Source organism: Streptomyces sp. NPDC044003, assembly GCF_056435185.1.
The window spans coordinates 550,769-576,736 of sequence record NZ_JBWKFA010000005.1 but is presented as its reverse complement, the minus strand read 5'-3'; the positions used below and the strand labels follow the sequence as shown (position 1 = coordinate 576,736).

The 25,968-nt window shown below is 72.7% G+C and carries 21 protein-coding genes and 1 pseudogene; 16 read left to right on the top strand and 6 right to left on the bottom strand.

The features are described from left to right. The first annotated feature begins 122 nt into the window (after nucleotides 1-122). Entirely contained in the window at nucleotides 123-1,874 is a 1,752-nt protein-coding gene (locus AC07AW_RS23110) for an MFS transporter (protein WP_478817340.1), read from the top strand. A 43-nt stretch (nucleotides 1,875-1,917) separates the two neighbouring features. On the opposite strand, the gene AC07AW_RS23105 is transcribed toward AC07AW_RS23110, so the two are convergent. Beyond that, nucleotides 1,918-2,352: a cell division protein SepF gene (locus AC07AW_RS23105; protein WP_478817339.1), complete on the bottom strand. Its 435-nt coding sequence runs from the start codon at nucleotides 2,350-2,352 to the stop codon at nucleotides 1,918-1,920. A gap of 322 nt (nucleotides 2,353-2,674) precedes the next feature. Here AC07AW_RS23105 and AC07AW_RS23100 point away from each other — a divergent pair, with 322 nt between their 5' ends. After that, nucleotides 2,675-3,913 (top strand): DUF5685 family protein, encoded by a 1,239-nt coding sequence (locus tag AC07AW_RS23100; RefSeq protein ID WP_478817338.1) that lies wholly within the window; start codon nucleotides 2,675-2,677, stop codon nucleotides 3,911-3,913. Between the two features lie 28 nt (nucleotides 3,914-3,941). On the opposite strand, the gene AC07AW_RS23095 is transcribed toward AC07AW_RS23100, so the two are convergent. Next, nucleotides 3,942-4,907: an ABC transporter substrate-binding protein gene (locus tag AC07AW_RS23095; protein WP_478817337.1), complete on the bottom strand. Its 966-nt coding sequence runs from the start codon at nucleotides 4,905-4,907 to the stop codon at nucleotides 3,942-3,944. Further along, on the bottom strand, nucleotides 4,904-5,383 hold the full coding sequence (locus AC07AW_RS23090; protein ID WP_478817336.1) for a GNAT family N-acetyltransferase: 480 nt from the start codon (nucleotides 5,381-5,383) through the stop codon (nucleotides 4,904-4,906). The genes AC07AW_RS23095 and AC07AW_RS23090 overlap by 4 nt, the downstream gene beginning before the upstream one ends. A gap of 406 nt (nucleotides 5,384-5,789) precedes the next feature. Between AC07AW_RS23090 and AC07AW_RS23085 the strand changes: the two genes are divergently transcribed. The 8 genes and pseudogenes from AC07AW_RS23085 to AC07AW_RS23050 all read left to right on the top strand — a co-directional run bounded on the left by AC07AW_RS23085 (nucleotide 5,790) and on the right by AC07AW_RS23050 (nucleotide 14,134). After that, the gene (locus AC07AW_RS23085; RefSeq protein ID WP_478817335.1) at nucleotides 5,790-6,638 is read left to right on the top strand and encodes an amino acid ABC transporter permease; all 849 of its coding nucleotides are present in this window, start codon (nucleotides 5,790-5,792) and stop codon (nucleotides 6,636-6,638) included. After that, complete coding sequence (locus tag AC07AW_RS23080) at nucleotides 6,635-8,452, top strand: FAD/NAD(P)-binding protein (protein WP_478817334.1); 1,818 nt, start codon at nucleotides 6,635-6,637, stop codon at nucleotides 8,450-8,452. Before AC07AW_RS23085 ends, AC07AW_RS23080 begins: the two co-directional genes overlap by 4 nt. A 46-nt stretch (nucleotides 8,453-8,498) precedes the next feature. Beyond that, on the top strand, nucleotides 8,499-9,383 hold the full coding sequence (locus AC07AW_RS23075; protein ID WP_478817333.1) for an amino acid ABC transporter permease: 885 nt from the start codon (nucleotides 8,499-8,501) through the stop codon (nucleotides 9,381-9,383). Further along, nucleotides 9,380-10,228 (top strand): amino acid ABC transporter ATP-binding protein, encoded by an 849-nt coding sequence (locus AC07AW_RS23070; protein WP_478817332.1) that lies wholly within the window; start codon nucleotides 9,380-9,382, stop codon nucleotides 10,226-10,228. Before AC07AW_RS23075 ends, AC07AW_RS23070 begins: the two co-directional genes overlap by 4 nt. 202 nt (nucleotides 10,229-10,430) lie before the next feature. Then, nucleotides 10,431-11,326, top strand: a pseudogene (locus AC07AW_RS23065) (LLM class flavin-dependent oxidoreductase); the annotation flags it as partial. After that, nucleotides 11,323-12,111 (top strand): DUF1684 domain-containing protein, encoded by a 789-nt coding sequence (locus tag AC07AW_RS23060; protein ID WP_478817331.1) that lies wholly within the window; start codon nucleotides 11,323-11,325, stop codon nucleotides 12,109-12,111. The pseudogene AC07AW_RS23065 and the gene AC07AW_RS23060, both read left to right, overlap by 4 nt. 205 nt (nucleotides 12,112-12,316) lie before the next feature. Further along, complete coding sequence (locus AC07AW_RS23055) at nucleotides 12,317-13,171, top strand: S1 family peptidase (RefSeq protein WP_478817330.1); 855 nt, start codon at nucleotides 12,317-12,319, stop codon at nucleotides 13,169-13,171. Between the two features lie 81 nt (nucleotides 13,172-13,252). Further along, the gene (locus AC07AW_RS23050; RefSeq protein WP_478817329.1) at nucleotides 13,253-14,134 is read left to right on the top strand and encodes a S1 family peptidase; all 882 of its coding nucleotides are present in this window, start codon (nucleotides 13,253-13,255) and stop codon (nucleotides 14,132-14,134) included. A gap of 226 nt (nucleotides 14,135-14,360) precedes the next feature. Here AC07AW_RS23050 and AC07AW_RS23045 read toward each other — a convergent pair whose 3' ends face one another. After that, entirely contained in the window at nucleotides 14,361-15,404 is a 1,044-nt protein-coding gene (locus AC07AW_RS23045; protein WP_478817328.1) for an ABC-2 transporter permease, read from the bottom strand. A 152-nt stretch (nucleotides 15,405-15,556) separates the two neighbouring features. Here AC07AW_RS23045 and AC07AW_RS23040 point away from each other — a divergent pair, with 152 nt between their 5' ends. The 3 genes from AC07AW_RS23040 to AC07AW_RS23030 all read left to right on the top strand — a co-directional run bounded on the left by AC07AW_RS23040 (nucleotide 15,557) and on the right by AC07AW_RS23030 (nucleotide 21,012). Next, nucleotides 15,557-19,000, top strand: coding sequence for a DNA polymerase III subunit alpha (locus AC07AW_RS23040; protein ID WP_478817327.1), 3,444 nt, complete (start codon nucleotides 15,557-15,559; stop codon nucleotides 18,998-19,000). Beyond that, nucleotides 18,997-19,974 (top strand): DNA polymerase Y family protein, encoded by a 978-nt coding sequence (locus AC07AW_RS23035; RefSeq protein ID WP_478817326.1) that lies wholly within the window; start codon nucleotides 18,997-18,999, stop codon nucleotides 19,972-19,974. The genes AC07AW_RS23040 and AC07AW_RS23035 overlap by 4 nt, the downstream gene beginning before the upstream one ends. 168 nt (nucleotides 19,975-20,142) lie before the next feature. Continuing rightward, entirely contained in the window at nucleotides 20,143-21,012 is an 870-nt protein-coding gene (locus AC07AW_RS23030; RefSeq protein WP_478817325.1) for an esterase/lipase family protein, read from the top strand. Here AC07AW_RS23030 and AC07AW_RS23025 read toward each other — a convergent pair. Both AC07AW_RS23025 and AC07AW_RS23020 read right to left on the bottom strand, forming a co-directional pair. Continuing rightward, complete coding sequence (locus tag AC07AW_RS23025) at nucleotides 21,009-21,971, bottom strand: lytic polysaccharide monooxygenase auxiliary activity family 9 protein (protein ID WP_478817324.1); 963 nt, start codon at nucleotides 21,969-21,971, stop codon at nucleotides 21,009-21,011. The two genes, AC07AW_RS23030 and AC07AW_RS23025, sit on opposite strands and share 4 nt — an antisense overlap. 124 nt (nucleotides 21,972-22,095) lie before the next feature. After that, nucleotides 22,096-22,764: a response regulator gene (locus AC07AW_RS23020; protein ID WP_392154319.1), complete on the bottom strand. Its 669-nt coding sequence runs from the start codon at nucleotides 22,762-22,764 to the stop codon at nucleotides 22,096-22,098. Nucleotides 22,765-22,899: 135 nt separating this feature from the next. Here AC07AW_RS23020 and AC07AW_RS23015 point away from each other — a divergent pair, with 135 nt between their 5' ends. Genes AC07AW_RS23015 through AC07AW_RS23005 form a run of 3 tightly spaced genes read left to right on the top strand, consistent with a single transcriptional unit; the run spans nucleotide 22,900 to nucleotide 25,910 of the window. Further along, a complete protein-coding gene (locus AC07AW_RS23015) occupies nucleotides 22,900-23,883 on the top strand; it encodes a Bug family tripartite tricarboxylate transporter substrate binding protein (RefSeq protein WP_478817323.1) in 984 nt (327 codons plus the stop codon). Next, nucleotides 23,880-24,416 carry a tripartite tricarboxylate transporter TctB family protein gene (locus AC07AW_RS23010; RefSeq protein ID WP_478817322.1) on the top strand — a complete coding sequence of 179 codons (537 nt, stop codon included), beginning with the start codon at nucleotides 23,880-23,882 and terminating at the stop codon, nucleotides 24,414-24,416. The genes AC07AW_RS23015 and AC07AW_RS23010 overlap by 4 nt, the downstream gene beginning before the upstream one ends. 3 nt (nucleotides 24,417-24,419) lie before the next feature. After that, nucleotides 24,420-25,910: a tripartite tricarboxylate transporter permease gene (locus AC07AW_RS23005; protein WP_478817321.1), complete on the top strand. Its 1,491-nt coding sequence runs from the start codon at nucleotides 24,420-24,422 to the stop codon at nucleotides 25,908-25,910. Nucleotides 25,911-25,968 lie beyond the last annotated feature (58 nt).

The following is a 25,968-nucleotide window of genomic DNA, read 5'->3' as shown; positions in this document are numbered from 1 at the left end:
CGCTCGGGCCTTGAACTCGCGTACGCTGACGGCTCACTCGCCCGTCGATGCCGGGCCGCCCCAGGGGCATACGCCCTGGTCACAGCCCACCGAGCGCGAGAGCTTCACTGGGAGGTACGTACATGCAGCGGACGAACACGGCCCCAGGGCGACCGCGTGTCACCGTCGGCGCCGGCGCCAACCGCTGGGTCGTCCTCGTCGTCCTCTGCGTCAGCCTTCTCCTGGTCGCCCTCGACGCGACCATCCTCCACGTCGCCGTCCCCTCGCTCACCGAGGACCTGCGCCCCAGCTCCACCGCGCTGCTCTGGATCGTCGACGCCTACCCCCTGGTCTGCGCGTCGCTGCTGATCCTCTTCGGCACCCTCGGCGACCGGGTCGGCAGACGCAGGATCCTCCTCCTCGGCTACGGGCTCTTCGGCATCGCCTCGGCGGTCGCCGCGCTCGCCACCGAGTCCGGGGTCCTCATCGGGGCCCGCGCGCTGCTCGGCGTCGGCGGCGCCATGATCATGCCCGCCACGCTCTCCATCCTCCGGACGGTCTTCCCCGACCGGCGGGAGCGGGCCACCGCGATCGGCATCTGGACCGCGACGGCGGCGATCGGCGCCGCGACCGGACCCGTGCTCGGCGGCTTCCTCGTCGAGAACTACTGGTGGGGCTCCGTCTTCCTCATCAACATCCCGCTGATGGCGCTGATCCTGCCGCTCGGCCGGCGCCTCCTGCCCGAGTCCCGGGGCGCCACCGACGGCCCCTGGGACGTGCTCGGCGCGCTCATGGCCGCGGCCGGGGTGCTCGGCTGTGTCCTCGGCGTGAAGCACATCGGGGCCGGCGCCTCGCCGCTCGCCCTGCCGAGCGCCGGACCGCTGCTGCTCGGTGCCGGCCTCCTCGTCCTCTTCGTACGGCGGCAGAAGCGGCGCCCGCACCCGCTGATCGACATACGGCTCTTCTCCCGGGCCGCCTTCACCACCTCGGTCGGCTGCATCGTCATCGGCATGCTGGCCCTGGTCGGCCTGGAGCTCATCGCCGTCCAGTACCTTCAGCTGGTCCTCGGCCTCAGCCCCCTGGAGACCGGGCTCCGGCTCCTCCCGCTGACCTTCGCCGCCATGGCCGCCGGCGCCACCGGCTCGTACACCCTGCGCCGGATCGGGCCGCGCCGGATGGTCGGCTGGGGCTTCCTGCTCACCGCCGCGGCGGTGCTGCTGCTCACGCTCATGGGGCAGCACGACCGGCCGCTGCTGCTCACGGTGGGCTTCGTGCTGCTCGGCTTCGGTCTGCAGACCACGCTCTTCTCGGCGTACGAGTCGATGCTCAGCGAGGCGCCACCGCGGAGCGCGGGCGGCGCGGCGGCGATCGGGGAGACCTCGTACCAGCTCGGCGCGGGCATGGGCATCGCGCTGCTCGGCAGTGTGATGAACGCGGCGTACGCCCCCGGGCTCGCCTCGGTCCCCGGGGTGCCCGCGGAGGCGAGCCGGGCCGCCGCGAACTCGCTCGGCGAGGCGTACAAGGTCGCCGATCAGCTCGGCGGTACGGCCGGTGACGCCCTGCACCAGGCCGCCCGGCACTCCTTCGTGACCGGTCTGCACATCACGCTCTGCGTGAGCGCCGCGCTGCTGCTCGTCGGCGCGCTGATGGCCCGGCGGCTGCCCCGGATCATGGAATGCCCGGTGGACCAGGAGGAGGCCTTCGACGCGCTGGAGCGCGAGGGCTCGGCCGCGGCCCCGGAGGGGCTGGACCGGGATGCGGAGCCCCGGGCCACGGCGGGGACGGCCGGGCCGGCGGAGGCGGCACCCGCTCCGTCCGAGCGGTCCGCGTCGCCGCGTGTGCCCGCGACGCGGGAAGCGATCGAGCCCGCCGGCTCGGGACGTCCGGCACACTGACCCGACCCCGTCGGGAGGCGCCCGGCCGGGCCGGCGGACTCGCTCAGCTCTGGTTGAAGAAACCGTCCTGCTGGCGCCGGCCCGACTCGCCGGTGACGATCTGGGTGTCGTGGGGGGTCAGCAGGAAGACCCGCGTCGCCACGCGCTCGATCGAGCCGCGCAGACCGAAGGCGAGACCCGCGGCGAAGTCGACCACGCGCTTGGCGTCGTTCCCCTCCATCGCGGTCAGGTTCACGATCACCGGAACCCCGTCCCGGAAGAGCTCGCCGATGCCCCGGGCGTCCCGGAAGCCGTCCGGGGAGACGGTGGCGATCCGACGGCCCCGCTCCTCGGCGGTGTCCGTGGCCACCCGGACCCGGGGGTCCGTCACCCAGGCGTCGCCGCCCTCGGCACCGTCGGCGTACTCGTCGTCGTAGTAACGCTCGTCGTTGTCCTCGACGAGTCCCAGCCAGGCACTTGCCTTGCGCACCGATCCCATGGACGCCTCCTTTCAGCGCGGTCACTTGTGGTTCCGCAATCCCTATCGTCGTCCATGATGCGGATCGCGCGCCAAGTGGATAGCCGCCGCGCAGGGGATTCGTGACGGTACTGGTGCAGAACGTGAGGGCCGTTTCCTGGCGATTCGTCAGGAAACTTGCGGTATACGAGGCCTGACGGAGGGCCATGTAGCTGAAAATATGAAAGTCGGGTCACAAGGGTGATGGCGGGCGCGTACGGGTGAACGACCCCACTCGCTACGATGCCGCGGGGCCGCTCGGCGGACCTCCGCCCGCCACGGCCCACGACTCACGGGGGAGTCCTTGTTCGGAATCGTCAGACCCTGCACCCATCGGCTCACCGACGGACTCAAGACCGAGTGGATGGCCCACCTCTGCGGCCTCTGTCTGGCGCTCCGCGCCGACCACGGGCAGTTCGCCCGTGTCGTCACCAACTACGACGGGCTCATCGTCTCCGTCCTGACGGAGGCTCAGACCGGGGTGACCGAGGCGAGCCGCCGCACGGCCGGGCCCTGCGCGCTGCGCGCCATGCGGACCGCCCCCGTCGCCCGCGGCGAGGGCGCCAGGCTCGCCGCAGCCGTCTCCCTCGTCCTCGCCTCGGCGAAGGTACGGGACCACGTCGCCGACCGGGACGGCCTGTTGGCCCGCCGGCCCGTCGCCGTCGCCGCCCGCCGGGTCGCCCGCTCCTGGGACAGGGCGGGGGCCAGGACCGGCCGCGCCCTCGGCTTCGACACCGCCGTCCTCGTCGACGCCGTCGACCGCCAGACCGGCATCGAGGCCCTCGCGGGACCCGGCACCCCCCTGCTCACCGGCACCGAGCCGACCGAGACGGCGACGGCGGCCGCCTTCGCGCACACCGCCGTCCTCGCCGGCCGGCCGGGCAACGCGGCGCCGCTCGCCGAGGCGGGCCGCCTCTTCGGCCGCCTCGCCCACCTCCTCGACGCCGTCGAGGACCAGGCCGCCGACGCCGAGACCGGCGCGTGGAACCCGCTCACCGCCACCGGCACCTCCCGCGAGGAGGCCCGCCGGCTCGCCGACGACGCCCTCCACGGCATCCGCCTCGCCCTCAAGGACGCCGAGTTCGCCGACGGCAAGCTCGCCCATGTCCTCCTCGCCCACGAGCTGCGCGCCTCGATCGACCGCGCCTTCGGCACGACGAGCTGCTCGCACGGGGCGCCGGGGCCGGGCCAGGGACCGGTGCCGGGGAACCCGTACGCGGGCGGGGGCTCCGGCCCGTACAACCCCTACGGCGGCGGGAACCCCTACGGCGGCGGACCGATGGGCCCCGGCGGCCCCGGCGGCCCCGGCGGTCCCGGCGGCCTCCCGCCGCAGTTCGGCGGCGGTGCGCCCCAGGCCCCCAAGCCGCGCGGCTTCCTCGCCGGCTGCGCCATGTTCACCTGGCTCTTCTGCACCTGCCAGATCTGCTGCGCCAGGGAGTACGAGGGCCCCTGGTCCCGCAAGAAGCGCGAGGGCTGCTGCTATGACTGCGATTGCCCGGACTGCTCGGGCTGCGACTGCTGCTGCCCCTGCGACGGCTGCTGACACCCCGTCGGAGTCCCGTGCGCCGTGGCTACTTCTTCGGCGCCGGGATCTCCGGCGGGGAGATCTCCGACCGCTCGATGCCCGAGGCGGTCACCCCCCACTTCTTCAGGATCCGGTCGTAGGTGCCGTCGGCCTTCAGGCCGTTCACCGCAGTCTGGAAGGCCGGCGCCAGGGGGGTGCCCTTCTTGAAGGCGAAGCCGACGTCCAGGCGCCGGTACTCGTTGAGGAACTTCACGTTCTTCTGCTGCGTCACCGCGTACCGCACGCCGTTGATCGTGCTCATCACGACATCGCTGCGCCCCTGCTGGAGCGCCATCCAGACCGCCCCCGTCTCGCTGAAGACGTTCACCTCGTACGGCGGCTTCCCGGCCTCGGCGCACCGGCCCTTGTTCTGCTCCAGGGTCCGTTCGAAGGTGGTGCCGGCGCCCGTCGCGACCTTCAGGCCGCACAGCTGGGTGAGGTCGGTGACGGCCTTCAGCGGGGAGTCGGACCGGGTGGCGAAGCCCTGGCCGTCGTTGATGTACGTGACGAAGTCGATGGTCTTGCGCCGCTCCTCGGTCACGCCGAAGTTGCCCGTGCCGACGTCGTACTTGCCGCTGCCGAGCGCCGGCAGGATCGCCTCGAAGCCCACCACCTCGCGCTTCGCCTCCAGGCCGAGGGCCTTCGCCACGGCGGCCGAGAAGTCGGCGTCCACCCCGACGACGGTCTTGCCGTCCGGCAGGTACGTGGAGCTGGGCGGGGTCCCCACCGAGGAGGCGAACGTGAGGCTGCCGCGCTGCCGCACATCGGCGGGGAGCAGCTTCGCCGCCGCCTCGTTCTTCTTCACGGCCGCCACCACGTCCTCGGTCGGGAGCGCGCCCTGCGCTCCGCTCGCTCCGGCCGGGGCGGTCGCGGGCTCGCCGCCCGAGCAGGCGGTGAGGCCGAGCGCGGCCGCGGTGATCAGGGCGAAGGCGAGGGTGGTGCGTGCGGTGCCGGAACTCGTGCGCGTACTCATGGCTTCGGGTTCTCCAGGAATTTCTCGAACGGCAGTGGGCCGATCGACTCGGGATCGGCGGACACGTCGAAGAGCGGGCGGTAGCCGCCGGCCAGGTAGAGGCCCTTGGCCTCGGGCTGGCGCGGTCCCGTCGTGAGGTAGATGCGGGAGTAGCCGCGGGCGGCGGCCTCCCGTTCGAGGACGGTGAGGACGCGGCGGGCGAGGCCGCGTCTGCGGTGCGCCGAGTGGGTCCAGATCCTCTTCAGTTCGGCGGTGTTCTCGTCGTAGCGGCGGTAGGCGCCGCCCGCCACGGGCCGGCCCTGCTCCAGGAGGAGCAGGAAGGCGCCGTGCGGAGGGGCGAACTCCGCCGCCGGGTAGCGGCTCAGATCGTGCGCATCGCCGTACCGGGTCGTGTACTCGTACGCCAGCTCGTCCAGGAGCGGGCGGGCCAGGGGATCGGTGGTCGTGGTCCGGTGCACGGACAACGCGAAGGTCATGACGGTCCTTCAGGGCGAAGGAAGGCGAAAGGAGGGAACGGTGAGGGGAGGGGAGAGCTCAGGCGCTCACGAGGGGCCCGGGTGTGAAGGCGCCGCGGAATACAGCACGCGGGCAGGGAGAAGCAGAGGGTCGGCTCAACAGGAAGAGGACCACACGCGACCGAAGTCGATGTGGGAGCGCGTGACCAGCTGCTGCGGGTGCATGGCCCCAGTGGAACAGGCATCCGTTCCCGCGTCAACCACGGTGAGACGTACGGCTCACAGTGCGGACACCCTTGACAGTGGGCCGTGTTGACCGCATAGCCTCGAAGGGCGGATCGGGCTGAGGGGCCCGGATCCGCGGCTCAGCGCGTGTGAAGGCGCACCCCGTGTTCGATCCGCCCTCTGGCATCCACGGAGCCCTCGCATGTCCGCGACCCTCGTCAAAGCCCCTTCCGCGGCCCCGCCGGCCGAGCCACCCCCGCGCATCGTCCCCAGCCGCCGCACCGGCCAGTGGGCCGCCGCCGTCGTCGTGCTCGTCCTGCTCGCGCTCGCGCTCGTCTCGGTCGTCCGCAACAAGGCCTTCCAGTGGGACGTCGTCGCCGAGTACTTCACCTCCGCGTCCGTCCTGCGCGGCCTCGGCCTCACCCTGTGGCTGACCGCGCTCGTCATGGTCCTCGGCTTCGTCCTCGGCACCCTGCTCGCGGTCCTCAGGCTCTCTGCCAACCCCGTGCTCCGCGCGGTCAGTTGGGGTTACGTCTGGTTCTTCAGGTCCACCCCGATCCTGGTCCAGCTGCTCTTCTGGTTCAACATCGGCGTGCTCTACCCGCAGATCCTCGGCGTCAACACGGTCAACCTCCTCGGCCCCGTCGCCGTCGCCGTCATCGGCCTCACCCTGCACGAGGCCGCCTACGCCGCCGAGGTCGTCCGCGGCGGCATCCTCTCCGTCGACCGGGGCCAGATCGAGGCCGCCGAGTCCCTCGGCCTCGGCCGGTGGCGCCGGCTCACCCGGATCGTGCTGCCGCAGGCCATGCGCGCGATCGTCCCGCCCGCCGGGAACATGCTGATCGGCACCCTCAAGGGCACCTCGATCGTCTCCGTCATCGCCGTCCAGGACCTGCTCTACTCGACCCAGCTCATCTACCACCGCACGTACGAGGTCGTCCCGCTGCTGCTCGTCGCCACGCTCTGGTACGTCGCCGTCACCTCGGTCCTCGGTATCGGCCAGTACTACGTCGAGCGGCACTACGCCCGCGGAACGGCCGGTGCGCGATGAGCCGGCATCCGTCGATCGCCCCGTCGATCGTGATCGTGGGCGCCGGGCCGCGGGGGACCGGCTTCCTCGAACGCCTCGCCGCCAACCTGCCCGAGCTGTACGGCGACGCGCCCCTCGACGTCCACCTCGTCGACCCGCACCCGCCCGGCCCCGGCCGGATCTGGCGCACCGCGCAGTCCCCGCTGCTCTGGATGAACTCCCTGGCCGAGGACGTCACGATGTTCACCGACGAGACCGTCGCCCTCGACGGCCCCGTCCGCCCCGGACCCACCCTCGCCGAATGGTCCGGCATCGACGGCCGCACCTTCGCCACCCGCCCCCAGCAGGGCGCCTATCTGCGCTGGGTGTACGAGCGGGCCCGCGCCGCCCTGCCCGCCAACGTCACCGTGCACGAGCACCCCACCACCGTCCTGCGGATCGGCGGACCCCGCGAGGGACGCCAGCGGGTCTGGCTGGAGGGCTCGGCCGTGCCGCTCCTCGCCGACCTCGTCGTCCTCACCGTCGGCCACCTCGACGCCGAACCCGACCGGGAACAGCGGGAACTCGCCGGCTTCGCCGCCCGCCACCGGCTCGTCCACCTCCCTCCCGACTTCACCGCCGACGCCGACCTCGCCGCCCTGCCCGCCGGCGAACCCGTCCTCGTCCGCGGCTTCGGCCTCGCCTTCGTCGACCTGATGGTGCTGCTCACCGAAGGCCGCGGCGGACGGTACGAGGGCGAGGGCGACGAGCTCGTCTACGTGCCCTCCGGCAGGGAGCCGGTGCTGCACGTCGGATCACGCCGGGGCGTCCCGTACCACTCGAAGATCGGCTACGTCCTCGACGGCGAACGGCCCCCGCTGCCCCGCTTCTTCGGCACCGCACAGACCGACGCCCTGCTCGCCCGCCGCGGGCCGGTCCACTTCCGGCGCGATGTGTGGCCGCTCATCGACAAGGAGCTCGGCTGGGCCCACTACCACCGGCTCTTCTCCACCCACCCCGAGCGGACCACGCTCGGGTGGAGCGACTTCGAGAAGGCCTACGAGCAGGCGCCGCCGCGCTCGGCCGAGCTCGGCGCGGTCGTCGCCGCCGCCGTCCCCGACCCCGCCGACCGGCTCGACCTCGACGTCCTCGACCACCCCCTGGACGGCATCCGCTACGACTCCGCCGAAGCACTCCAGCAGGGCCTGCGCGACTACATCACCGACGACCTGACCCGCCGCCACGACCCCGCCCACAGCCCCGACGCAGCCGTCTTCGCCGGACTGCTCTCCGTCTACGGCCAGCTCCTGCGGCTCGGCGAGCGCCTGGAATCCGACGGCTGGTGGCACGGCTTCTTCAGCTACCTCGCCTCCGGGCCGCCCGGCCCCCGGCTGCGGCAGCTCCTCGCGCTCTCCCGCGCCGGCGTCGTCCGCTTCCTCGGCCCGCAGGTCAGCGTCGAGGCCGACGAGGAGCGCGGCGTCTTCCGGGCCGCCTCCGCCGCCGCACCGGGGGAGTGGACCGAGGCCCGCGCCCTCGTCGAGGCCCGGATACCCGACCCCACCCTGGAACTCACCGCCAGCCCGCTCCTGCGCGCCCTGCACGAGGAGGGGACCCGCACCACCACCGACGGCCTTCTCGTCGTCGACCCCGCCGACGGCCGGATCCTGGGACACCACGGGCGCCCCCACCCGCGCCGCTTCGCCCTCGGCCCGCACACCACCGGCCGCACCGGCAGCGGCTTCGCCCGGCCCCGTACCGGCGCGCCCGCCTTCGGACAGAACGACGTCACCGCGCGGACCGCCCTGACGTTCCTGCGCGACCGGGAGTGTCGCCTCCCCGCCCCGCTGAGCGCCTGATCCGCGCCTCCGTCTCCTCCCCGTGCCCCGTTCCCGAGGAACCGCCATGTCTCTCACCAGCGATCCGCCCGTCACGAAGGACCCGGTCGCCACACCGTCCGCGTCCGCCGAACTCGTCGTCGTCCCGGTGCGCCGCCCCTGGCGCTGGGTGGCCGTCGCCGTCACCGCCGTGCTGCTCGTCCAGTTCACGCACGGGCTCGTCACCAACCCCGGCTGGGAATGGGACGTCTTCGCCGCCTTCTTCACCACCGAGACGATCCTCCGGGCCGTCTGGGTCACCCTCCAGCTCACCTTCTACGGCACCGCACTCGGCTTCGCGATCGGCATCGTCCTCGCCTTCATGCGCCTGTCCGCGAGCCCGTTCCTGCGGTCGGTCGCCTTCGGCTACATCTGGGCCTTCCGCTCCATCCCGCTCATCGTCCAGCTGCTCTTCTGGTTCAACCTGGCCTACCTCTACAAGGAGCTGAGCATCGGCATCCCCTTCGGGCCGAGCTTCCTCTCCTTCGACACCATGGGCCTCGTCGGCGAGATGAGCGCCGCCGTCCTCGGGCTCGCCCTGCACCAGGCCGCCTACGCGGCGGAGATCGTCCGGGGCGGTGTGCTCGCCGTGGACGAGGGACAGCTGGAGGCCGCGGCCTCCCTCGGCATCCCCCGGCTCCGGCAGGTGCGGCGGATCGTGCTGCCGCAGGCGATGCGCTCGATCCTGCCCAACGCCGCCAACGAGATCATCTCGCTCTTCAAGGGCACCTCGATCGTCTCCGTCATGGCGATCGGCGAGCTCTTCTACCAGGTCCAGGTCGTCTACGGCCGCAACGGCCGGGTCGTCCCGCTCCTCATGGTCGCCACCGCCTGGTACGTCCTGCTCACCACGGCGCTCTCCGTCGTCCAGCACTACGTCGAACGCCACTACGCGAAGGGGAGCGTCCGATGAGCTCCGTCACCAAGACCGCCGAGACCGCCGAGACCGCCGAGACCGCCAAGACCACCAAGACCGCCGAGACCGCCGAGGCCACGACCACGGCCAAGGTCGAGATCCGCGCCGTCCACAAGCGTTTCGGCGCCCTCCACGTGCTGCGGGGCATCGACCTCGACGTCCGGGCCGGCGAGGTCACCGTCGTCCTCGGCCCCTCGGGCTCCGGCAAGTCCACCCTGCTGCGGACCATCAACCACCTGGAGAAGGTCGACAGCGGCACGGTCGGCGTGGACGGCGTCCTCGTCGGCTACCGCCGCTCCGGGAACAAGCTCTACGAGCTCCGCGAGCGCGAGATCCTCAAGCAGCGCACCCGGATCGGCTTCGTCTTCCAGAACTTCCACCTCTTCCCGCACCTCACCGTCCTGGAGAACATCGTCGAGGCGCCCGTCTCGGCCCTGAAGCGCCCCCGCAAGGACGCCGAGGCCACGGCCCTGGCCCTGCTGGAACGCGTCGGCCTCGCAGACAAGGCGGCGGCCTACCCCAAGCAGCTCTCCGGCGGGCAGCAGCAGCGGGTCGCCATCGCCCGCGCGCTGGCGCTGGAGCCGAGCCTGCTCCTCTTCGACGAGCCGACCTCCGCGCTCGACCCCGAACTCGTCGGCGAGGTCCTCGACGTCATCAAGGACCTGGCCGCCTCCGGCACCACCATGATCGTCGTCACCCACGAGATCGGCTTCGCCCGCGAGGTCGCCGACACCGTGGTCTTCATGGACGAGGGCCGGATCGTCGAGCAGGGCCCGCCGGGCGAGGTGCTCGACAGTCCGCGGCACGAGCGGACCCGCGCCTTCCTCTCCAAGGTTCTCTGACCACCACTCACCCGCCGCCCGCCCACCACTCGTCCACAGGAGCAGTACTGCCATGAAGACCCGTCGCGCCGTCCTCACCGCCCTCGCCTCGCTCACCGCCCTCGGGCTCCTCACCGCCTGCGGCTCGGGCGACGCCGCCGTCGAGCAGATCAAGCCGGAGGGACAGAAGGACACCGGCATCAACGTCGGCCCGAACCAGAACCGGCGCGGCGGCTACCTGGACCGCGCCGACCGGTACACCCGGGCCGCCGAGTTCCTCGGCACGGTCCGGGAGCTGTGGGACTCCTGGACCCCGGACGGCGTGGCGAGGCCCTTCGCGCACAGCGGGCCGCAGTTCCGGATCGAGGGCGAGTTCCCCGTACCGCGCTCTCCGCAGGGGCAGCCGGTCGTCATCCAGGCCGGGGACTCCGCCGAGGGACGGGAGTTCGCGGCCTCGGCCGCCGACGTGATCTTCACGAGGCACTCGACCCTGGAGGCCGGCCGGGAGTTCTACGCCGACGTCAAGGGGCGGCTCGCCCGGTACGGGAGGGACCCCGGCGACCTGAAGATCATGCCGGGGGTGACGTACGTCCTCGGCGACACGGACGCCGACGCGCGGGAGCGGGCGAACGTGATCCGCCGGCAGCAGGTCTCCCCGCAGAACGCGATCCTCGCGCTCGAACAGATCTGGGGCCGTGACCTGTCCGGCTACGACCCCGACGGGCCGCTTCCGGACGTCGACCCCGATCCGGACTCCACGCTCGTCCAGGGCCGGGTGCGGGTCGCTGACCCCGTCGCGGTGCCAGGAGGTGGCGGGCGCTCTCGGAGGCCAAGGGGCTGTCGATCCGTCAGACGGTCATCGAGTCGACGACCCGGCAGTCGTTCGTGGGCTCCCCGGCGACGGTCGCGGCGGCCCTGGAGGAGTTCGTCGCCACGGACGCCGCCGACGGCTTCATCCTCGTCCCGCACCTCACCCCCGGCGGGCTCGACGAGTTCGTCGACCGGGTCGTCCCGCTGCTCCAGGAACGCGGGGTCTTCCGTACGGAGTACGCGGGCACCACGCTGCGTTCGCACCTCGGGCTCAGGCCCTGGCCCGTATGGAAAGGTGGAACACCATGAGCACGGATCCACAGCAGGACTGGCAGCACTGGCACGAGCAGCGCGAGGCGGCGGTCGCCTCCTCGTACGGCCCGCTCTCCCTCACGGGCACCCACTGGCTCGCGGACTTCCCCGAGGGGCGGCTGCCGGCCGTTCCCGGCGAGTGGCGGGAGGACGGTGACGAGGTGGTCCTGACGGCGGGCGCCGAGGACGGGCTCACCGTCGACGGCAAGCCCTTCGCCGGTACGGTCCGGCTCACCGCCGACCACGGCCCGATCCACGAGTCCCGGGTCGAGTCGGCGGGCCGGCGGCTGGTGGTGCTGCGGCGCGAGGGGCTCTGGGCCGTGCGGGACTTCGACCCCGGCTCGGAGGCGCGCGGCGCCTTCCGGGGCATCGAGGCCACCCCGTACGACGAGCGCTGGGTGGTGCCCGGCGTGTTCCGTCCGTACGCGGAGACGCGCAGCGTACGGGTGGAGAACGCCGACGGCCGGGAGCGCGGCCTCGGGCTCTCCGGGGAGCTGGTCTTCGAGCTGCACGGCGGCGAGCACGTCCTCCAGGTGGCCGTCGAGGACGACGGTTCCCTGTGGGCGGTCTTCGCGGACGCCACCAGCGGCCGGGACAGCTATCGCTTCCGTTTCCTGCGGCCCGAGGCCCCGGCGGCGGACGGCTCGGTGACGGTCGACTTCAACCGCGCGCTGCTGCCGCCGTGCGCCTTCGTGGACCACTTCATCTGCCCCTTCCCGCCGCCCGGGAACACGCTCGACACCGCGGTGGCGGCGGGCGAGCGGCGGCTGAACCCGGCCTGACCAGGGTTCTTCACCCACGCGCGTAGATGACGGGCGCCTCCGGCCACGACGGCCGGGGGCGTCCGTCCGTACGGCGGTCTTGTGCGTCCGCTCAGGGAGGGCCACTATCACTGGCGGTGCATGTCAGGAACACGTCACCTGACAGCGCCTCACGGGCCCCATACCCGGGGCCCCTCCGCTTTCCCAGAAGGATGTGAGGAGCACTGTGAGGAACAAGCGCACCCGACTGCTCGCCGTCGCCGCCGGACTCGCGGCCGCCACCGCCCTCGGCCTCCCCGCCGCCCAGGCCGCCCCGGCTCCCGGCCCGGCCGCGGCCGCGCAGCTCGCCCGCGCCGAGGCCGCCGTCGACGCCGCCGGAGTCGGCGGCACCGCCTGGTACGTCGACAGCGCCTCCGGACGGGTCGTCGTCACCGCCGACTCCACCGTCACCGACGCCGGACTCGCCAAGATCCGGAGAGCGGCCGGCGCCGACGCCGGGGCGCTCAAGGTCCAGCGCACCTCCGGCGTCTTCAAGCCGCTCCTCGGTGCCGGAGACGCCATCTACGGCGGCGGCTACCGCTGTTCGCTGGGCTTCAACGTGCGCAGCGGTTCCACGTACTACTTCCTGACCGCGGGACACTGCGGCAACGTCGCCAACACCTGGTACACCAACTCGGCGCAGTCGACCCTGATCGGCGCCACCGTCGGCTCCAGCTTCCCGGGCAACGACTACGCCCTCGTCCGTTACGACAACACCTCGCTCGCCCACACCGGCGGCTTCACCGCGGCCGACGCCTACGTGGGCGAGTCCGTCAAGCGCTCCGGCTCCACCACCGGCACCCGCAGCGGCACGGTCACCGGCCTCAACGCCACCGTCCACTACTCCAGCGGCGGCACCGTCAAGGGCCTCATCCAGACCAACGTCTGCGCCGAGCCCGGCGATTCGGGCGGCGCGATGTACGACGGCACCAAGGCGCTCGGCCTCACCTCCGGCGGCAGCGGCAACTGCTCCTCCGGCGGCACCACCTTCTTCCAGCCGGTGCCGGAGGCCCTCGCCAAGTACAACGTGAGCCTCTTCTGATCCCCAGGCTCTTCCGCTCCCCAGCCCCTTCTGGTCCCCGCACGGACACCCACTGATCCCCCCCCACAGGAGGAACACGAAGTGACCACCCCCACGAAGAAGTTCCGGCTGCTCGCCCTCAGTGCCGGTCTCGTCGCCGCCGCCGCGACGCTCGGCGTCCCCACCGCCAGCGCCGACTCCGCGCAGACGTTCAGCGCCACCCAGCTCTCCGCCGCGGGCGACGCCGTCCTCGCGGCCGACGTGGCCGGCACCGCCTGGCGCGTCGACAGCGCCACCGGCCAGGTCGTCGTCACCGCCGACTCCACCGTCTCCCCGGCCGAGATCGCCAAGATCAAGCGCCAGGCCGGGGCCAACGCCGGTGCGCTGCGCATCGAGCGCACCCCCGGCACCTTCAACAAGCTGATCTCCGGCGGCGACGCCATCTACGCGAGCAGCTGGCGCTGCTCGCTCGGCTTCAACGTCAAGGACAGCGCGGGGAACTACTACTTCCTCACCGCCGGCCACTGCACCGACGGCGCGGGAACCTGGTGGTCCAACTCCTCGCACACCACCGTCCTCGGCTCCACGGCCGGGTCGAGCTTCCCGACCAACGACTACGGCATCGTCCGCTACACCAACACCTCGATCACCAAGTCCGGCATGGTCGGCAGCGTCGACATCACCAGCGCCGGCAACGCCACCGTCGGCATGTCCGTCACCCGCCGCGGCTCCACCACCGGCATCCACAGCGGCACGGTGACCGGCCTGAACGCCACCGTGAACTACGGCGGCGGCGACATCGTCTACGGCATGATCCAGACCAACGTCTGCGCCGAGCCCGGCGACTCAGGCGGCTCGCTCTACTCGGGCAGCAAGGCGATCGGTCTCACCTCGGGCGGCAGCGGCAACTGCTCCTCGGGCGGGACGACCTTCTTCCAGCCCGTGACGGAGGCGCTCAGCGCGTACGGGGTCAGCGTCTACTGACCGCGTACGGAATCGGAGTCCACCGACCGCGTACGGGTCGGCGTCCCCTGACCGCGTACGGGTCGGCGTCCCCTGATTCCCGGGTTCGAAAGCGGTCCCTCCGGCAGCCTCGCGGCGGCCGGAGGGACCGCTCATTCCAGGACCTTCGGCTCTCTCTACGGCGCGCAGGCCCGCCCCGGCACGGAGAAGGCCCCCGCCCGGACGGCGGGGGCCTTCGGCGCGTCCCCTAGGCCTTGGTCTCGCCCGCCCCGGAGGGGACCGGTGTCATCGGCCTCGGCTTCCACTTCACCGAGGACATCACCAGGGTCACGGCCGAGCCGACGACCGCCCAGACCGACAGGACCACCATCGAGGCGGTCATGCCGTTGCCCTTGAAGTACGCGATCGAGCGCGCCGCCCAGGTGCCCGCGCCCGGTGGCAGGTACGGGCCGATCGCCCGCCAGAACGGCGGCAGCATCGGCAGCGGGAAGGCGCCTCCCGCGCTGGGGTTGCCGGCGATCACGATGAGCAGGATCGCCAGGCCGATGCCGACGATCCCGAAGACGGACTGGAGGGCGAGGGTGGCGGCGCCGACGGCGAAGACCACCAGGGTGCCCAGGCCCCACAGGGCCGCGACGCTGCCGGGCAGGGCGCCGAGGATCGGACCGACGATGATCGCGCCGCAGAGCCCGCCGAGGGCGGCGTAGAGCGCCAGGACCCCGAGGCGGATGATCGCGCGCTCTCGGTTCGCGGGGCGGGAGCCCGCGCTGATCGCCAGGATCGCCGCGCAGATGTAGCCACCGACGCACCAGCCGATGACCAGGTAGAAGGCGGAGAGCCCGTTGAAGTCCTGGGAGGAGGACGGGGCCACGTCGACGGTCCGCACGAGGCGCTGGTTGGCCGCCTCCAGCTTCGTCACCATCGCCTCCAGGGTCGCGGAGAGCACCTTGCCGCCGCCGGAGGCGACGAGCAGGGTGTCGGTGCGGCCCCGGGGGTCGACGATCAGGGCCCCGTCGATGTCCCGGTTCATGATCTGGTCGCGGGCCTCGGCCTCGTCCGCGACCACGCGCGGGTCGAGGGGGTCGCCGGGCAGCTTCTCCAGCCGGTCCGTCAGGGCGGTGGCGATCTGCTGCTGAGGGGCGACCACGCCGAAGGGGACGTCCGTGGGCTTCGGGTTGTGCAGGGCCCCTACGTACGAGGTGATGAACAGGAGCTGGAGGGCGAAGACGCCGACGACGAGCAGGAAGGCTCGAGGAGTGACGGCGCTTTTCAGTTCATCGACGAAGCTCATGCCCCCCAGGCTCCGGGCCGGAGGGCGTTTCCGCAGGTGGGATGGGTCTGAACGAGTTATCGCACGAACGTTCGAAAGTGAGCTAGGGTGGGGACGAGGGGATGGGAACGTATGTACGAATTCAATGCGGGAGTGCGGGAGGTGCGCCGGCCATGCCAGGTTTCACGCATCTGCACACCGCCTCGGGCTACTCCCTGCGCTACGGCGCCTCGCATCCCGAGCGCCTCGCCGCCCGCGCTGCCGAGCGGGGCATGGACGCCCTCGCCCTGACCGACCGCGACACCCTCTCCGGCGCCGTCCGCTTCGCCAAGGCGTGCGAGAAGGAGGGGATCCGGCCCCTGTTCGGCGTGGACCTCGCGTACGAGGCCGCCGCCCCCGAGCAGGCCCCCGCCGACCGAGGCTCCGCCCGTCGGGTCCCCGTCCGGGGCGGGGCCTTCGTCGACGAGTCCGCGCCCCGCGCCCTCTTCCTCGCCCGCTCCCGCACCGGCTGGGCCGCCCTCTGCGCGATGATCACCGCCGCCCACGCCGGGGGAGCGGAGCACCCCCTGCTGCCCAGGGCCGCCCTGGGCGGCGACGGTCTGTTCGTCCTGCTCGGGCCCGCCTCCGACGTCGGCCGCGCCCTCGCCGCCGGCCGCCCCGACCGGGCCGCCCGGCTGCTCGCACCCTGGCGCGAACGGTACGGCGACGCGCTCCGCCTGGAGGCCGTCCACCACGGGCGCACCGGCACCGGGCCCGGCTCCCTGCGGCTCGCCGCCCGTACCGTCGGCTTCGCCGCCGAGCAGGGCGTCCGGCCCGTCCTCACCAACGCCGTCCGGTACACCGACCCCGGCCAGGGCCCGGTCGCCGACGTCCTCGACTCCGCCCGCCGCCTCGTCCCCGTCGACCCCCGCAAGGAGCTCGACAGCGGAGAGGCCTGGCTCAAGGGCGCCGAAGGGCCCGACGGCATGTCGGCCGCCGCCGAGCGGATCGTCGAGGCCGCGGGCTTCCGCCGGGACGCCGCCCACCGGCTCCTCGACCGGACCGCGGAGGTCGCCGCCGGGTGCCTGGTCGACCCCGAGGACGACCTCGGCATCGGCTCCGCGCACTTCCCGGAGCCGTACCTCGTCGGCGCGGAGCACCGCACCGCCCAGCGCGTCCTCGCCTCCCGGGCCGCCGCCGGCATGGTCCTGAAGGGGTACGAGAAGCGGCGCGACTACTGGGACCGGATGCACCGCGAGCTGGACATCATCGCCCACCACGGCTTCGCCACCTACTTCCTGACGGTCGCCCAGGTCGTCGACGACGTCCGGTCCATGGGGATCCGGGTCGCCGCCCGCGGCTCCGGCGCCGGCTCCCTCGTCAACCACCTCCTCGGCATCGCCCACGCCGACCCGGTCGAGCACGGCCTGCTGATGGAACGGTTCCTCTCCAAACGCCGCACCGCCCTGCCCGACATCGACATCGACGTGGAGTCCGCCCGCCGCCTGGAGGTCTACCGGGCGATCATCGGCCGCTTCGGCACCGAACGGGTCGCCACCGTCTCCATGCCCGAGACCTACCGGGTCCGCCACGCCGTACGGGACGTGGGCGCCGCCCTCTCCCTGGACCCGGCCGAGACCGACCGGATCGCCAAGGCCTTCCCGCACATCCGCGCCCGGGACGCGCTCGCCGCCCTCGACGAACTGCCCGAACTGCGCGAACTCGCGGGCGAACGCGAGAAGTTCGGGCGGCTCTGGGAGCTGGTCGAGGCGCTCGACGCGCTGCCGCGCGGCATCGCCATGCACCCCTGCGGCGTCCTGCTCTCGGACGCCTCGCTGCTCACCCGTACCCCCGTGGTCCCCACCAGCGGCGAGGGCTTCCCCATGTCCCAGTTCGACAAGGAGGACGTCGAGGACCTCGGACTGCTCAAGCTCGACGTCCTCGGCGTGCGCATGCAGTCCGCGATGGCCCACGCCGTCACCGAGGTCGAGCGCGCCACCGGCACCCGGCCGGACATCGACGCTGTCCCGGAGGGCGACCCCGAGGCGTACGCGCTGATCCGCTCCACCGAGACCCTCGGCTGCTTCCAGATCGAGTCCCCGGGCCAGCGCGACCTGGTCGGCCGGCTCCAGCCCGCGACCTTCCACGACCTCGTCGTCGACATCTCGCTCTTCCGGCCGGGACCGGTCGCCGCCGACATGGTCCGCCCCTTCATCGAGGCCCGGCACGGCCGCGCCCCCGTCCGCTACCCGCACCCCGACCTGGAGGAGACGCTGAAGGAGACGTACGGCGTGGTCGTCTTCCACGAGCAGATCATCGAGATCGTACGGATCATGACCGGCTGCGACCGGGCCGAGGCCGACCAGGTCAGGCGCGGGCTCTCGCACCCCGAGTCGCAGGGCCGGATCAGGCTCTGGTTCACCGGACAGGCCTCGGCCCGGGGGTACGCCGACGAGGTCGTCGCCCGCACCTGGGAGATCGTCGAGGCCTTCGGCTCGTACGGCTTCTGCAAGGCGCACGCGGTGGCCTTCGCCGTGCCGACCTACCAGTCGGCCTGGCTCAAGGCGCACCACCCGGCCGCCTTCTATGCGGGGCTGCTCACCCACGACCCCGGCATGTACCCCAAGCGGCTGCTGCTCGCGGACGCCCGGCGGCGCGGGGTGCCGGTGCTGCCGCTGGATGTGAACAGGTCTGCGGTCGCCCATCGTATCGAACTGGTGTCCGAGAGCCCTGTGGTGTGGGGCCTCCGGCTCGGCCTCGCCGACGTCCACGGCATCAGCGAGACCGAGAGCGCCCGCATCGATAGCGGACAGCCCTACGCCTCCCTGCTCGACTTCTGGGAGCGGGCCCGCCCGCGCACCCCCGTCGCCGAACGGCTCGCCCAGGTCGGCGCCCTCGACGCCTTCGGCGCCAACCGCCGCGACCTGCTCCTCCACCTCACCGAACTCCGGCGCATCCACCGGGGAGCCGCCTCCCACGGCGGCCAACTCCCCCTCGCCCAGGGCGGGAAGACCGCCCCCGTCGGCCTGCCCGACCTCGACGACACCGAACGCCTCAGCGCCGAACTCGGCATCCTCGGCATGGACGCCTCCCGCCACCTCATGAGCGACCACCACGCCTTCCTCCGCGAACTCGGCGTCGTCTCCGCCCAGCGGCTGTGCTCCGCCGCCCACGGACAGACCGTCCTCGTCGCGGGCGCCAAGGCCGCCACCCAGACCCCGCCCATCCGCTCCGGGAAACGCGTCATCTTCAGCACCCTCGACGACGGCACCGGCCTGGTCGACCTCGCCTTCTTCGACGACGCCCACGAAGCCTGCGCCCACACCGTCTTCCACTCCTGGCTGCTGCTCGTCCGGGGCGTGGTGCAGCGGCGCGGCCCGCGCAGCCTCAGCGTCGTCGGCTCCGCCGCCTGGAACCTCGCCGAACTGGTCGAACTGCGGGCCTCCGGCGGCCTGGACGCGGTGGGGGAGCGGCTGTCCGAACAGCCGCAGGAGACCGGCCCGGCCGACAGCGGCCGCCGGATCACCCTGTCCACCGGCTACGAGATGAACCCCTGGGCCGACCTCCGGCCGGCCGGGGAAGGCTCCGCGACGCCGTCGCGGAAGCTGTGGCACAGCAGCCCGGGGAGCGCCGGATGATCCTCTGCGTACGTTTCCGCCTGGAGCCGACGTCCTTCGAAGGCGGCGGGGCCGAGGCGATGCTGCCCCGACTGGTCGATCTGCTCGGCGAGTTCACCCCCGTCGTCGAGGCCGCCCCGCCCTGCGAGGCGCTCGCCGACGTGCGCGGGGCGCTGCGCTACTTCGGCCGGGACCCCGCCGAACTCGCCTCGGTCATCCGGGTCCGCGCGCTCGCCCTCTACGGCGTCGACTGCGTCATCGGCGCCGGACCCAACCCGATGCTGGCCCGGCTCGCGGCCCGCGAGGCCCGGCCCGGCGTCACCCTGGTCGTCGAGGACCCGGCGGCCTTCCTGCGCGACCGGCCGGTCGTCGCCCTCGACGGCGTCGGCCGCGCCACCGCCCGTACCCTCTGCGGCTACGGACTCGACTCCGCCGGCCGCGTCGCCGACGCGCCGCTCGCCGTGCTCCAGCGGCTCGTCGGCGCGAAGGCCGGCCGCGAGCTGTGGGAGAAGGCCCGGGGCATCGACCGCACCCCCGTCGTCCCGAACGCGGCCTCCCGGTCGATGGCCGCCGAGCGCGCCTTCCCGCACGACGAGACCGACCGGACCGAACAGCGCAGGGCCCTCCTCTCCCTCGCCACGGAGCTGGGCACCCGGCTGCGGACCGAGTCCCAGGTCTGCCGGGGTCTCGCGGTCACCGTGCGGTACGCCGACCGCAGCACCACGACCCGCAGCCGCACCCTGCCCGAAGCGACCGCCCACTCGGCGGCGCTCACCGCCCTCGCGTACACGATCCACGACTCCTTCGGCCTCCAGCGGGCCCGGGTACGGGGCATCGCCCTGCGCGCCGAGGGGCTGAGGGACGCCGAGGGGGCCGCGTACCAGCTGTCCCTGGACCCGGTGGACGAGAAGACCCGGCGGATCGAGGCGGTGGCGGACCGGGCGCGGGCGAAGTACGGGCCGCGGGCGATCCTCCCGGGCTCACTGGCGGCCTGAACACGCCCCTGACGACGGCGCGGTGGCGACACCTCACTTTTTACCGACGCGTAACTTCCCAGCCGAGGCTACTCGTGCGTAGCTTGGCTGGAGAGCATCCCCACTTGTGGTCCGGACCGCAGGGCACAGCACCCCCACCTTCCCCTTGAGCCGCAAGGAGATCGCCCGATGCTGTCCGCGAAGTCCTGGAAGCGCACGGTCAGAGCGCTGTCCGTCCTGCTCCTCACCGCCGCCGCCACCCTCGCCCCGACCGCCGCCGCCCAGGCTTACACCGCCCCCAGCCGCGGCTGGAACGACTTCTCCTGCAAGCCGTCCGCCGAGCACCCGCGGCCCGTCGTCCTCGTCCACGGCACCTTCGGGAACTCCGTCGACAACTGGCTGGCCCTCGCCCCCTACCTGGTCAACCGGGGCTACTGCGTCTTCTCCCTCGACTACGGCCAGCTGCCGGGCGTGCCCCTCTTCAACGGGCTCGGCCCCATCGCCGCGTCCGCCGGACAGCTCGACACCTACGTCGACCGGGTCCTCGCCGCCACCGGCGCCCCCGAGGCCGACCTCGTCGGACACTCGCAGGGCGGCATGATGCCCCGCTGGTACCTCAAGTTCCTCGGCGGGGCCGAGAAGGTGAACACGCTCGTCGGCATCGCCCCCGACAACCACGGCACCACCCTGTCCGGCCTCACCAAGCTCCTGCCGTACTTCCCCGGCGCCGAGGACCTCATCAGCTCCACGACCCCGGGCCTCGCCGACCAGATCGCCGGCTCGGCCTTCATCACCCGGCTCAACGAGGGCGGCGACACCGTGCCCGGGGTCCGCTACCACGTCATCGCGAGCCAGTACGACGAGGTCGTCACCCCGTACCGCACCCAGTTCCTGACCGGACCGAACGTCACCAACGTCCTCATCCAGGACAAGTGCGCGCTCGACCTGTCCGAGCACGTGGCGATCGGCACGGTGGACCGGGTCACCTTCCACGAGGTGGCCAACGCCCTCGACCCGGCCCACGCGACCCCGACCACCTGCCTCTCGGTGATCGGCTAGCCGCGGGTCCGGCGCCGCCGGGCCGTCCCGAAGAGCACCGCCGCACCGAGCGCGAGCACGGCGGCGCCACCGACCGCGAGATACGGGGTCGTGGCGTCGCCGCCCGTCTCGGCGAGCTCCACACCGGAACCCGAACCGGTGGCCGGGGCGGGCACATCGGGCGCGGGAGCCGTCGTGCCGCCCGCGGTAGCCCCGTGCCCGCCGTGGCCGCCGTGCTCGACGGTGGACTCGCCCTCACCGGCCTGGATCTGCTCGTCGGTGGGCGCGGAGGCGGTGGGCGCGGAGGCGGTCGGGGCGGGAGCGGTCGACGCCGGGGCCGTACCGCCGCCGTCCTGCCCGAACACCACGTCCGAGCAGGTGTAGAACGCCTCGGGGGAGTCGGACCGCTGCCAGACCGAGTAGATGAGATGACGGCCCGACTTCTTCGGCACGGTCCCCTGGAACACGTAGTCGCCGTCCCGCATCCCCGGATCGGTCACCGTCACGAACGGCTCGGCTTCCAGGTCCGACCACTTCAGCGGCTTCGACGGGTCGTACCCGTCCTTCGTCACGTACAGCGCGAACGATCCCTTGTGCGGGGCGGTCCCCTTGTACCGGAAGGTGTGCGACCCGGAGGTCATGCGGCTCGCCGGCCAGTCGGCCCGCGCCAGGTCGAGCCCCCGGTACTTGTCGTTGCCCGCGCTGCACAGCTTGCCGTCCGGGATCAACTGCCGGTGCTGCCCGGCGGCGTTGGCGATGTTCACGGCGTTCCAGTCGTAGAACGCCTGCGCCCCGCTCGCCGCCACGGCCGCCCTGCACGCCGCCGACCTCGGCGCCTCGGGCCCCTCCGCGTAACAGGCCGCGACCCGGCTCACCGGATCGGTCATCGACCCGTGCGCGAACGCCCCGGGCGCACCGGCGAGCCCGGACAGGACCAGAGCGGCGGTGGCGGCGGCTGTTGCCGTACGGCGAGAGGTCATGGGGGGACAACTCCTTCACGAGGGTGTGTGTGGGGGGTTGCCGAGCAAACTAGCCCCGGAAGAAGCGCGGACGACGGCCTTTAGGGCCGCGTTAAGGCGGAGGTAAGAGGCGGCTCAGGAACAGCTAGCCCAGCCGCCGGTAGCGGCGCTCCGGGCGGCCCGTTCCGCCGTAGCGGAGGGTGACCTCCGCGCGGCCCGTCTCCGCGAAGTACTCCAGGTAGCGGCGGGCGCTCACGCGGGAGAGGGAGCCCGCTTCGGCGCACTCCGTGGCCGAGAGGCCCTCCGGGTGGGCGCGGAGGACGGAGTCGACCAGGTCGGCCGTGTGGGGCGCGAGGCCCTTCGGGAGCTCGCGGGAGCCTCGGGGGCGGGCGCCGAAGATCTGGTCGACGTCCTCCTGGCGGGCCTCGTCGAGCTCGTCGAGGCGGCTGCGGAGGGAGGCGACATGGCGCAGCTGCTCGTGCAGGGCGGCCTGGGTGAACGGCTTGATCAGATAGTGCAGGGCGCCCGCGCGGAGGGCCGAGCGGATCGTGCCGACGTCCCGGGCCGCGGTGATGAACAGCGCGTCCATGCCCAGGCCCGCCGCGCGCAGCTCCCGCAGCACCCGGACCCCGTCCATGTCGGGCAGGAAGACGTCGAGCAGGACCAGATCGGGACGGAGCCGCTCGGCCTGGCGGAGCGCCTCGGCGCCGCTGTGCGCGACCCCGGACACGGTGAACCCCGCCACCGCCGACACGTAGCGGCAGTGCAGCTTGGCGACCATGAAGTCGTCGTCCACGACCAGCACCTTCGTCACGCCGACCCACGCTAGGTCCCGACCACAACGACCACAACGTCCGTTGATTGCGGAAGAGAGACAGCTTCTTAACGCGAGGGCAACATGTGGGCCACCTCACACCCCCATTTCCCTTCTACCTGAGAGGCGGCACACGTGCGGTTGCGCACCCCCTTCGCCCTCCTCGGGGCGGCTCTCCTGGTGCTCGTCGGCCCGCCGCTGCTCAGCCCGGGCACCGGCTCCGACACGGGCACCGCGATACCCGGCCTGCGCTTCATGGTCCCCAACACCCCCGGCGGCGGATACGACATCACCGCCCGCACCGCCGCGAAGAACGTCGAGGAGGCCGGCCTCACCGGCGACATCGAGGTCTTCAACCTGCCCGGCGCGGGCGGCACCGTCGGCCTCACCCGGCTCGTCGGCGAACGCGGCAACGGCCGCCTCGCCATGTCCATGGGCCTCGGTGTCGTCGGCGCCGTCCACACCAACAAGACCCCCAGGACCCTCGCCGACACCACCCCGATCGCCCGGCTCACCGAGGAGCAGGACATCGTCGTGGTCGGCAAGGACTCCCCGTACAAGACGATCCAGGAGCTGCTCGCGGCCTGGAAGAAGGACCCCGGCAAGCTGCCCGTCGGCGGCGGCTCCTCGCCCGGCGGCCCCGACCACCTCGCCCCGATGCTGATGGCCCAGGCCGCCGGGATCGCGCCGAAGGACGTCAACTACGTCCCCTTCGACGGCGGCGGCGAACTCCTCGCCTCCATCCTCGGCAACAAGGTCGGCTTCGGCGTCTCCGGCGTCGGCGAGTACCTCGACCAGATCAAGGCGGGGGAGCTGCGCCTCCTCGCCGTCACCGGACCCGAGCGGGTCCCCGGCCTCGACGCCCCCACGCTCCGCGAGGCCGGCCTCGACACCGAGTTCACCAACTGGCGCGGCATCGTCGCCCCGCCCGGCCTCTCCGACGCCGAGCGCGAGAAGCTCGTCGCCCTCGTGACCGGGCTGCACGGCTCCCCGCAGTGGCGCGAGTCGCTGAAGACCCACGGCTGGAACGACGCCTTCCTGCCCGGCGCGGAGTTCGGCACCTTCCTCACCGAGCAGGACCGGCGGGTCGGCTCCGTCCTCAAGGAGCTCGGACTGTGACCACGACCACCAACAACCGGACGTCGACCGACCCCACCGTGAAGACCCGGCTGCGGGGCCGCTCCGAACTCGGCGTCGGCGCCCTCCTGTTCCTTCTCGGCGTCCTCGTCCTCACCGACGCCCTCACCCTCGACGCCGACGTCGCGGGGCGCGGCCCCGTCGGCCCCGCGACCGTCCCCCTCGTCGTCGGCTGCGGCCTCCTCGCCGTCGCCGTCCTCCTCGCCGTCGACGTGCTGCGCGGCGGCCGGGGCGAGGCCGAGGGCGGCGAGGACATCGACCTGACCGAACCCGCCGACTGGCGCACCGTCCTGCTCCTCACCGGGGTGTTCCTCGCCTTCGCCGTCCTCATCGGCCCCCTCGGCTTCCCCATCGCCGGCGCCCTCCTCTTCTGGGGCGCGGCCTACGCCCTCGGCAGCCGCCACCTCCACCGCGACCCGCTGATCGCCGCCGCCCTCTCGCTCCTCACCTACGCCGTCTTCGACCAGCTGCTCGGCGTCCCGCTGCCCGGCGGCCCGCTGATGGGAGTGATCTGACCCATGGATTCCCTGAACTCCCTCATCGAGGGCTTCGGGACCGCCCTCACCCCGATGAACCTGCTGTGGGCCGCCATCGGCGTGCTCCTCGGCACCGCCATCGGCGTCCTGCCCGGCATCGGCCCCGCCATGGCCGTCGCCCTGCTGCTCCCGGTGACCTACGGACTCGAACCGACCGGCGCGTTCATCATGTTCGCCGGCATCTACTACGGCGCCATGTTCGGCGGCTCCACCACCTCGATCCTCCTCAACACCCCCGGGGAGAGCGCGGCCGTCGTCGCCGCCATCGAGGGCAACCCGATGGCCAAGGCCGGGCGCGGCGCACAGGCCCTCGCGGCCGCCGCCGTCGGCCACTTCGCCGGCGGCATGATCGGCACGATCCTGCTCGTCGTCCTCGCTCCGACCGTCGCCGCCCTTGCCGTCGACATCGGCGCCCCCGACTACCTCGCCCTCATGGTCCTCGCCTTCATCGCGGTGACCTCGGTCCTCGGCTCCTCCCGCATCCGCGGCCTCGCCTCGCTGCTCATCGGCCTCACCATCGGCCTGGTCGGCCTCGACCAGATGACCGGGCAGCAGCGCCTCACCTTCGGTTCGCTCCAGCTCGCCGACGGCATCGACGTCGTCATCGTCGCGGTCGGCCTCTTCGCGATCGGCGAGGCCCTCTGGGTCGCCGCGCACCTGCGCCGCACCTCGGGCGAGGCCATCCCGGTCGGCCGCCCCTGGCTCGGCAAGGACGACGTGCGGCGCACCTGGAAGTCCTGGCTGCGCGGTCCCCTCATCGGCTTCCCGTTCGGCGCGATCCCGGCCGGCGGCGCGGAGATCCCGACCTTCCTCTCGTACGTCACGGAGAAGCGTCTCTCGAAGCACCGGGACCAGTTCGGCAAGGGCGCCATCGAGGGCGTCGCCGGACCCGAGTCCGCCGCCTCGGCCTCCGCCGCCGGCACGCTCGTCTCCATGCTGACCCTGGGGCTGCCCACGACGGCCGTCGCCGCCGTGATGCTGGCGGCGTTCCAGCAGTACGGGATCCAGCCCGGCCCGCTGCTCTTCGAGCGGGAACCCGAGCTGGTGTGGGGCCTCATCGCCTCGCTGTTCGTCGGCATGGTGCTGCTGCTCGCGCTCAATCTGCCGCTCGCGCCCGTCTGGGCCAAGCTGCTGCGCATCCCGCGCCCGTACCTGTACGCCGGCATCCTCTTCTTCGCCGCCGTCGGCGCGTACGCGGTGGGCGGCGAGGCGTTCGACCTGATCGTGCTGCTCGTCATCGGCCTGATCGGCCTGGGGATGCGGCGCTACGGCCTTCCGGTGCTGCCGGCCGTCATCGGCGTCATCCTCGGCCCGGCCGCCGAACAGCAGCTGCGCCGCGCCCTCCAGATCAGCGACGGCGCCCTGACGGGCCTGGTGAACACCCCGTTCTCGGTCACCGTCTACACGGTCGTCCTGGTGCTGCTCGCCTGGCCGCTGGTGAGGAGGGCGACTGCCCCGCGCGCCGCGCACTGACCGTACGACGGTATGCGTACCGGCCCCCAAATCGCCCCCGATGGGGTGAGATTCGGAG